The sequence below is a fragment of the Lutibacter sp. genome, from assembly GCF_041562875.1.
GTDB lineage: Bacteria > Bacteroidota > Bacteroidia > Flavobacteriales > Flavobacteriaceae > Lutibacter.
In genome coordinates this window covers 1-8581 of record NZ_JBFFOE010000099.1, presented here as the reverse complement: position 1 = coordinate 8581, position 8581 = coordinate 1, and the positions used below count along the sequence as shown (strand labels likewise).

Sequence of the window (8581 nt, the reverse complement as noted above, 5' to 3'; positions counted from 1 at the left end):
GTCTATATGACCTTCAGATAATCTTTTTATAATTTCTTCAGTAGTTAGTTCCTCAATCTTTAAATTTACTTTTGGGTATTTTTTTATAAATGTTTTTAAGAAAATTGGTAATAATGTAGGCATTACAGTTGGAATTATTCCTAATCTGAAATCTCCTCCAATAAAACCCTTTTGTTGATCAACAATATCATTTATACGATTGCTTTCGTCTACAATAATTTTTGCCTGTTCTATAATTTTTTTGCCTATTTCAGTAAGTTGAATGGGTTTTTTCTTCCTATTAAAAATTTGAGTGTCTAATTCATCTTCAAGCTTTTGAATTTGCATGCTTAATGTTGGTTGTGTAACAAAGCAATGCTCAGATGCAATAGTGAAATTTTGATGTTCAGCAACCGCTAAAACATATTTAAGTTGTGTAATTGTCATTAGTATAAATATTTATGATAAAGATATTAAAACTATCAATAATAATTATAGATTATTACATTTATTTTTAAATAATTTTGTAATGAAATAAAAACCTTAAAAATATGAACACAACAATTTTAGGATTAGACCAAAATAAATCAGAGAATTTAGTAATTAGTTTAAACAGTTTATTATCAAATTTCCAAGTATATTACCAAAATTTAAGAGGGCTACATTGGAATATAAAAGGGAAATCATTTTTTGAATTACACGTGAAATTTGAAGAGTTTTATACAGATTCTCAAATAAAAATTGATATGATTGCTGAACGAATTTTAACCTTAGAAGGAACACCATTACATACTTTTGCTGAATATTCAGAATTGTCAAAAGTTGCAGTTGGTAAAAACATTAGTAATGACATAGAAGGAGTTAAATTAGTTGTAAATTCCTTATCAGAATTATTGAAAATTGAAAGAATTATTTTAAATGAATCTGATGATGCCAATGATGAAGGAACAAACTCAATGATGAGTGATTTTATTGCAGAGCAAGAAAAAACAATTTGGATGTTAAACTCTTGGTTGAATTAAGAAAAAATCAATTTAAAAAAGCCGTTTTTAGATTTCTAAAAACGGCTTTTTTTTAATATTAACTCCAAAATTTTCTTTTCTGGTTTAATTCATCTTCCTGACGTTTATATTCTTCAGGTGTAACAACTTTTAAAAGGGATGGATGTTGTTCTATTTCAAATTGAATTCTTTCAATAATTTCTTCAAAAGATTCATTCTCATAATCAATTTTCATTGGTTCTTTAATAACCATTGATTGTAAAACATTACGTTTTTTAATTAACAAGCCTTTTTTATCATAAGCTCTTCTAAATCCATCAATAACAATAGGAACTACAACTGGTTTGTACGTTTTAATAATGTGAGCAGTTCCACGTCTAATAGGCTTAAAAGGTGTTGTTGTACCTTGAGGAAATGTAATAACCCAACCATCATCTAATGCTTTTTTAATATTGCTAATGTCAGACATTTTTACTTGTCGTTTAATATCTTTACCACCAGCTCTCCAAGTTCTTTCAATAGAAATTGAACCTATATATGCAAATATTTTAGGCAATAACCCCGCTTTCATGGTTTCAGAAGCGGCAATATAATAGACATTTAGTTTTGGTCTCCATATGTAGCCAATATTTTTTAATGAATCATCTCTCCCTTTTAATGAAGCATTGAAAACATGGAACATAGCGGCTACATCCGCAAAATATGTTTGATGATTTGAAACAAAAAGCACATTGGTTTCAGGTAAATCTCTAATGATTTCTGATCCTTCAATTTGAAGTTTATTGAAACGTCTATAACGTCCATGTGAAACGACTCCAAAAATACGAATGAGCCATCTTTTTATAAATAAAATATGTCCAAACGGATTTCTTTTAAAAATGGGCATTATGGTTGGTTGGTTTTGAATGAATGACAAATTTAAGAAAAAAATAGTTTACATTTTCTTTAATAATTCTTTGATTTCATTAAGCATCATAGCAGTTGCTCCCCAAACAGCATAATTGTTTAACATAAAGCAAGGTACCTTCATGTTTTTCGCATAGGATGTAGATAATATAGTAGTAGAAATTGAGGATTCGTCCAATAAATCTTTAAGAGAGACAGATATAAGTTCTTCTACCTCATGATTTTTTGTAAAAGTGGGTACATGGTTTAAAAAACCTAAAAATGGTGTAACTAAAAAATTACTAGGAGGAATAAAAACATCAGTCATTTGCTTAAAAATAGAAATAGCATTTATTGGAATTCCAACTTCTTCAAAAGTTTCACGTAATGCCGTATTTTTTAAAGAATTATCATTATTTTCAAATTTTCCACCTGGAAAACTAATTTGAGCAGCATGGGTTCCATCATAATCAGCTCTTAATGTCAATAAAAAACAAACTTCACCATTATTATTTGGATAAAATAAAGCTACAACAGCTGCTTTTTTAGGGTTAAGAGCTTCAATTTTTTCATTAGAATATCTCAACCTTAATTTGGGAGCTAATTTAAACTGAGCCTCTAAACCGCCAATTGGATTTTCTTTTAGTTTTGATATGTTATTTATAAAATGATTAAAATTCATTATTTTTTTGAATAAAATGTAGGTAAACTCAATTTAAATAAAACAGCAGTTAACCGTATGGAAATTACAATTACCGATGTTGATACATAAACTATTGTGTCAGAAAAATTAAAATTATGTAAAATCAAATAAGTTATAGATCCTAAAACAGCAGCGGTAACATAGATGTCTTTTCTGAAAATAATGGGTATTTCATTGCATAAAATATCTCTTATTACACCTCCAAATGATGCTGTCATGGTGGCAATTGAAACAACAATAATGGGATGAAAGTTAGCTTGTAATCCTATTTCAGTTCCCATAATAGTGTATAAACCAAGTCCTATAGTATCAAACAAAAACAATGACTTACTTAAATATTTTAATTTTTTTCTAAAAATAATAGCAAAAACATACGATGCTGTTATTATGAATATGTATTCAGTATTTTTCATCCAAAAAACGGGTTGAGCACCAATAAGTACATCTCTTAGAGTTCCACCTCCAACTGAGGTGGCGAAGGCAATAATAAAAACACCAAAAGGATCTAGTTTTTTTCTCATGGCTACTAATGATCCTGAAATTGCAAATGCAATTATTCCTAAAATATCTAAAATATGAAAAAGCGTCATTATGTTTGTTGTGTAAAATAATTATAATCTTTAATAACTACATCAATAAAATTAGTTGGCTGCATATCAGTATTTATTCCTGTTAGCGCAATTATTTTTAAGTGTAGTTTTAATATGGTTTTATGGTTTCCACTTCTTTTAGCTTTAAAAAAAAGTTCTTTAATAGTTTGTATATCATTGTCATTGAGTAATGTAACTTGAGAAAAAGTGGGTTTGTACTCTTCAGGTATATCAACAATTAGAGTATCATCAATAGTTATATTTTTCTTTTCTGAGATAACAGTAGTTCCAGCCGCCAAATCACCTAAACGTTGTCCTTTTCCATTTAATAAAATGGTTAATAGAGCAACAGAGCCTGATGCTAAACTAATATCAATTAAACGTAACATCCAACGAATTAAATAACTTCCAAAAGTTGGTTTTGATCCATCAAGTTTTGTAACTCTAATTTTACTAAGATATTTACCAGGTGTTTGTCCATTCATTAAAGTTTCAAAAAGCAAACTATAAAAGAAAACAGGTAAACTTAATAGAGCATAGTAAACATAAAGTGATTCATCTAAACTAAAACCTAGTGCGTTTATAATTAATATAATTATAATATAATATCCAGCTATAATAAACATATCTATAAAGAAAGCGCCAATGCGAGTGCTTAGCTGGGCCACATTTTGTTTAATTGTTACATTTTGGGCTGTTTCAATATGAAAATTATCCATTTTATACTTAATCTTTTTTGGCTGATACAATTTGATTTTTTACATTCGTTCACCCGAATGTTTGCTATAGTTAATCGAACTATAGAAAAGACAAAAGTAAAAAAAAATGCGTGAAGCATCATTTGTAAAAAGGAATAAAAAAAAATGGCTATTATTTGAAAATGTTCTTGATAAAAAAGAACAGGTTTCACCAGATAAGCTATCGGATTTATATATTGAGATTACGGATGATTTAAGTTATGCTAAGACATTTTATCCACAAAGTAATACGGCACAATATTTAAATTCTGTAGCTTCAAAAGCACATCAAAAAATTTATAAAACAAAAAAAGAAAGTAAAAATAGATTATTTAGTTTTTTTAAAACAGAGTTTCCACTTGAATTTGTGAAATACCATAAACAATTAGGTATTGCATTTTTAACATTTGTTTTTTTTGCTATTATTGGAGCATATTCAGCGGCTAATGATGGTGATTTTGTTCGCTTAATTTTAGGAGATGATTATGTAAACACCACATTAGATAATATTTCAAAAGGGGATCCAATGGCTGTTTATAAAAAAATGGAAGAGAGTAATATGTTTATTATGATTACTTTAAACAATATTAAAGTAGCTATGACCGCTTTTGTGTTTGGAATTCTTTTTTCAGTTGGAACTTTGTTTGTTATGATGCGTAATGGAATAATGCTGGGCTCTTTTTTATACTTTTTCTATGAAAAAGGCTTGCTTTGGGAATCTTCAAGAACAATTTGGATTCATGGAACTATTGAAATTTCGGTCATTATAATTGCTGGTTGTGCGGGTTTAGTTTTAGGAAATGGTTTATTATTTCCGAAAACATATTCAAGATTGGCATCTTTTAAAATGAGTTTTAAAGCTGGTTTAAAAATTATGGTAAGCACCATTCCTTTTTTTATTATTGCCGGTTTTTTAGAAGGTTTTGTGACCCGACATACAGAAATGCCAGATTGGCTGGCATTATTTATAATATTAACATCATTTATTTCAATTTTATATTACTATGTAATATATCCCATAAAATTAACCAAACAAAAAAAATAAGAAAATGAATAACCGTATTGAATTTAAAAAAGAACGTGATTTAGGAGCTATCATAACTGATACTTTTGCTTTTATTCGTGAAAACTGGAAAGATTACTTTTTAACAGTTTTTAAAATTATTGGACCAGTATTATTAGTTGGTGCTACAATTATAGTATTTGCAATGGTTTCTTATTCTGGAACTATAAAAGGAATAATGAATTTAAATCAATCAGAACCAGATCCTTCTGAAATTATGGGAAATATGTTTGGAATGTTTGGATGGTTGTTTTTAATGTTTGTAGTCTTTGGAATTGTTTATACTCTTTTAGCTGAGGTTTCATTATATTATATAAAATCACATATAGAAAATAATGGAGTTGCTAATTTTCAAGAAGTTAAAGATAATACGTATGCCAATATTTGGAAATTTGTTGGCTTAGGGGTTTTATCTATTTTAATGATGATTGTAGCTTATGTTCTTTGTGTGTTGCCAATTGTATATATTATGATTGTTTTATCGCTAGCAATGCCAATTATGGTTTTTGAAAATAAAAGTGTTGGAGACACCATTTCACATTGTTTTACGTTAATAAAAGGTGAATGGTGGAACACTTTTGGAGTTGTTCTGGTAATTGGGATATTAGTATCAATGTTAAGTTTTGTTTTTTCAATACCTTCATTAATTTATCAATTAATATCTATGGGAGTTTCTTTTACCAATGAAGATCCAACGGCTATTTTAGGCATATTGGAAGATCCAATTTATTTGGTGCTTAATTTGTTTTCTTACTTTGGAAAGTTTTTGTTTTATTCAGTTACATTAGTAGCTTCTGCTTTTGTTTATTTCGATTTAAACGAGCAAAAAAACTTTACAGGTACTTTTGAAAAAATTGAAAGTTTAGGAAGTGATGACAGTCAATAATTAATAATGAATAAACTACTTTTTTTTCTTTTAATAATGCTATCGGTTAGTGATTTTGCGCAAACCGATTCGCTTCTGGTTAAAAATGATAAAAGTAGTATTGTTCAAAAGAAATTTGATTCAAATAATTTAGAAAAATATAAACAAGACCAATATTTCATATATGAAGAAGATTTAGTTAAAGCCGAACCTTCTTTTTTAGAGCGAGTTTTTAATTGGTTTCTTCGACAACTTTCACGTTTTTTAGAATGGATTTTTGGTGTAAAATATGCCACAGATATTTTAGCAGTCATTCTTTCTTCTTTACCCTATATAATTTCGGGAATTGTATTATTTCTATTGCTGAAATTTTTCTTAAAAGTGAATTTAAATTCAATCCTTGAAACTTCAAAAAACAACCCAATTGTTTCCATTACGGAGGAAGAAGAGTTGATTAAAAATAAAGATATTCTGAAACTAATTCAAAAAGCAATTTCTAATAAAAATTATCGATTGGCTGTTCGTTATTATTATCTAAATATCCTGAAACAATTAGAAGTTAAACAATTTATTATTTGGGAGTTGCAAAAAACAAATGATGATTATAGCAAAGAAATAGCACAGCAAAATATAAAGCAATCATTTAAAAATCTAACAAGGTTATACGATTTTGTTTGGTATGGAAATTTCAATATAAATGAAGCTGAATTTATGCATATTGAATCCGATTTCTTACAAGCCTCTAATTTAATTCAAAAAAAATAAGGTGGATACTAAAAGTAAAATATATATTGGGGCTTTTTTAGTGCTAATTTTCGGGTTTATATATCTTGAAAGCATTAAGAAACAGCCTATAAATTGGTTTCCAAGTTATGTGGCCAAACACAAAATACCCTATGGTACTTTTGTTTTGCGTGAAGAGTTGTCAAATTTATTTCCTTCAAATGAAATAAAAAACATAAAAATTCCACCTTATATTTATTTAGAAGATACAACACAAGTTGGTACTTATTTTTTTGTTGATGAAGCCTTAAATTTTGGAAACGCAGAGTTTTTACGTTTAATGAAGTTTGTAGAAAGAGGAAATGATGTTTTTATCTCAACGCACGGAATAAATATTGACACATTAAATTTTGAAACAAAACCATTGGTTAGTAAAAATTTAGAAGAAAAAGTATTTTTCAAACTTAAAAACAAAGTTTTTAAAGGGAAGGAATATACGTTTGATAGACCTTTTACAAATCAGGTTTTTACCAAAATTGATACCCTAAATACCACAATATTAGGAATAACTGGTTATGTAAATTCAAATAATGAAAGAACAGAAGAAGGTATTAATTTTGTGAAATATTCTTTTGGAAAAGGAAATTTTTACTTTCATACGTTCCCTGAGTTATTTACAAATTATACTATTTTAAAATCTCCAAATCAACAAAATACAGCTAACGTTTTATCTTATTTGAGAGACGATTTACCCATTTTATGGGATTCCTATTATAAAACTGGTAAAAGTAAAATTACATCGCCAATTTATTATTTACTAAGTTCTAAATATTTAAAATGGGCTTATTATATGGTGTTAATTGGTGTGTTGATTTTTGTAATTTTTGAAGGAAAACGAAAACAACGGAATATTCCAATTTTAACGCCTTTAAAAAATCAAACAGTTGCTTTTACACGTACCATTGCAAATATGTATTTCGAAAAACAAGAACATAAAAATATTGCAGAACATAAAATAAGTTATTTTTTAGAATTTATTAGAACAAAATTGCACATACCAACTACAATTATAGATATTACTTTTTATGAATACGTTGCATCTAGAAGTGGAAATTCTTATGAAAGTGTTGAGGAATTATTTCAGTTTTGTGATCAAATTCACCTAAAAAATCAAATAACAAAAGAAGAGCTTATCACTTTAAATAAGATGATAGAAAATTTTAAAAAAACAATTCAATATGGAAAATAACAATTTGAATTTTGAAAATAGAGTAGACCTTGATAAATTAAAAAATGCTGTAATTCAAATTAAAGAAGAATTAGGTAAAATTATTGTTGGGCAAGAGAATTTTATGGATTTATTGATAGTTGCTTTACTAGCAGACGGACATGTTTTAATTGAAGGTGTGCCTGGTGTTGCCAAAACAATTACCGCAAAATTACTTTCAAAAACAATAGACACAGGTTTTAGTCGACTTCAATTTACACCAGATTTAATGCCTAGTGATGTGTTAGGAACTTCTATTTTAAACATGAAAACATCGGAATTTGAATTTAAAAAAGGTCCAATTTTTTCAAATTTAGTTTTAATTGATGAGATTAATAGAGCACCTGCAAAAACACAAGCTGCTTTATTTGAAGTGATGGAAGAACGCCAAATTTCAATTGATGGAAATACTTATAAAATGAAACCACCATTTATGGTGTTAGCAACTCAAAACCCAATAGAGCAGGAGGGAACTTACGCATTGCCTGAGGCACAATTGGATCGTTTTTTATTTAAAATTGATGTGGGCTATCCAAATTTAGAGGAAGAAATTTTAATTCTAAAAACACATCAAGAAAGAAAAGGGGTATTGCCTGAAACGTTAATTTCTGCATTAATTTCTGAGGCTGATTTGTTAGAATATAAAAACAAAATTTTTGAAGTTATTGTTGAAGAAAAAATAATGAAATATATTGCTCAATTAATTACAAAAACTAGAAACCATTCACATTTATATTTAGGAGGTTCGCCAAGAGCAAGTATTGCAGT

General features: G+C 27.8%; 11 protein-coding genes. 6 read left to right on the top strand and 5 right to left on the bottom strand.

Annotated elements, in window-relative coordinates; translation table 11 throughout:
- Positions 1-426, bottom strand: a 426-nt coding sequence (locus ABY863_RS11365; protein WP_372794910.1) for a LysR family transcriptional regulator, incomplete at its 3' end; no start/stop codon positions are given.
- Between the two features lie 104 nt (positions 427-530).
- On the opposite strand from ABY863_RS11365, the gene ABY863_RS11360 reads away from it, so the two are divergent.
- On the top strand, positions 531-1001 hold the full coding sequence (locus ABY863_RS11360; RefSeq protein WP_372794908.1) for a Dps family protein: 471 nt from the start codon (positions 531-533) through the stop codon (positions 999-1001).
- Between the two features lie 58 nt (positions 1002-1059).
- Here the strand turns inward: ABY863_RS11360 and ABY863_RS11355 are convergent, their stop codons facing one another.
- From ABY863_RS11355 to ABY863_RS11340, 4 genes are read right to left on the bottom strand one after another with little or no spacing between them, the layout of a single operon-like run.
- Complete coding sequence (locus ABY863_RS11355) at positions 1060-1866, bottom strand: lysophospholipid acyltransferase family protein (RefSeq protein ID WP_372794906.1); 807 nt, start codon at positions 1864-1866, stop codon at positions 1060-1062.
- Between the two features lie 48 nt (positions 1867-1914).
- Complete coding sequence (locus tag ABY863_RS11350; protein ID WP_372794904.1) at positions 1915-2547, bottom strand: CoA pyrophosphatase; 633 nt, start codon at positions 2545-2547, stop codon at positions 1915-1917.
- Complete coding sequence (locus ABY863_RS11345) at positions 2547-3158, bottom strand: trimeric intracellular cation channel family protein (protein WP_372794902.1); 612 nt, start codon at positions 3156-3158, stop codon at positions 2547-2549. Before ABY863_RS11345 ends, ABY863_RS11350 begins: the two co-directional genes overlap by 1 nt.
- The gene (locus ABY863_RS11340; RefSeq protein WP_372794900.1) at positions 3158-3877 is read right to left on the bottom strand and encodes an RDD family protein; all 720 of its coding nucleotides are present in this window, start codon (positions 3875-3877) and stop codon (positions 3158-3160) included. Before ABY863_RS11340 ends, ABY863_RS11345 begins: the two co-directional genes overlap by 1 nt.
- 106 nt (positions 3878-3983) lie before the next feature.
- On the opposite strand from ABY863_RS11340, the gene ABY863_RS11335 reads away from it, so the two are divergent.
- From ABY863_RS11335 to ABY863_RS11315, 5 genes are all read left to right on the top strand, one after another.
- Positions 3984-4940, top strand: coding sequence for a stage II sporulation protein M (locus tag ABY863_RS11335; RefSeq protein ID WP_372794898.1), 957 nt, complete (start codon positions 3984-3986; stop codon positions 4938-4940).
- Positions 4941-4944: 4 nt separating this feature from the next.
- The gene (locus ABY863_RS11330; protein ID WP_372794896.1) at positions 4945-5844 is read left to right on the top strand and encodes a hypothetical protein; all 900 of its coding nucleotides are present in this window, start codon (positions 4945-4947) and stop codon (positions 5842-5844) included.
- Positions 5845-5850: 6 nt separating this feature from the next.
- Positions 5851-6588 carry a DUF4129 domain-containing protein gene (locus ABY863_RS11325; RefSeq protein WP_372794894.1) on the top strand — a complete coding sequence of 246 codons (738 nt, stop codon included), beginning with the start codon at positions 5851-5853 and terminating at the stop codon, positions 6586-6588.
- A 1-nt stretch (position 6589) separates the two neighbouring features.
- Complete coding sequence (locus tag ABY863_RS11320; protein ID WP_372794892.1) at positions 6590-7795, top strand: DUF4350 domain-containing protein; 1206 nt, start codon at positions 6590-6592, stop codon at positions 7793-7795.
- On the top strand, positions 7785-8581 hold a 797-nt coding region (locus ABY863_RS11315; protein WP_372794890.1), incomplete at its 3' end, for an AAA family ATPase. The genes ABY863_RS11320 and ABY863_RS11315, both read left to right, overlap by 11 nt.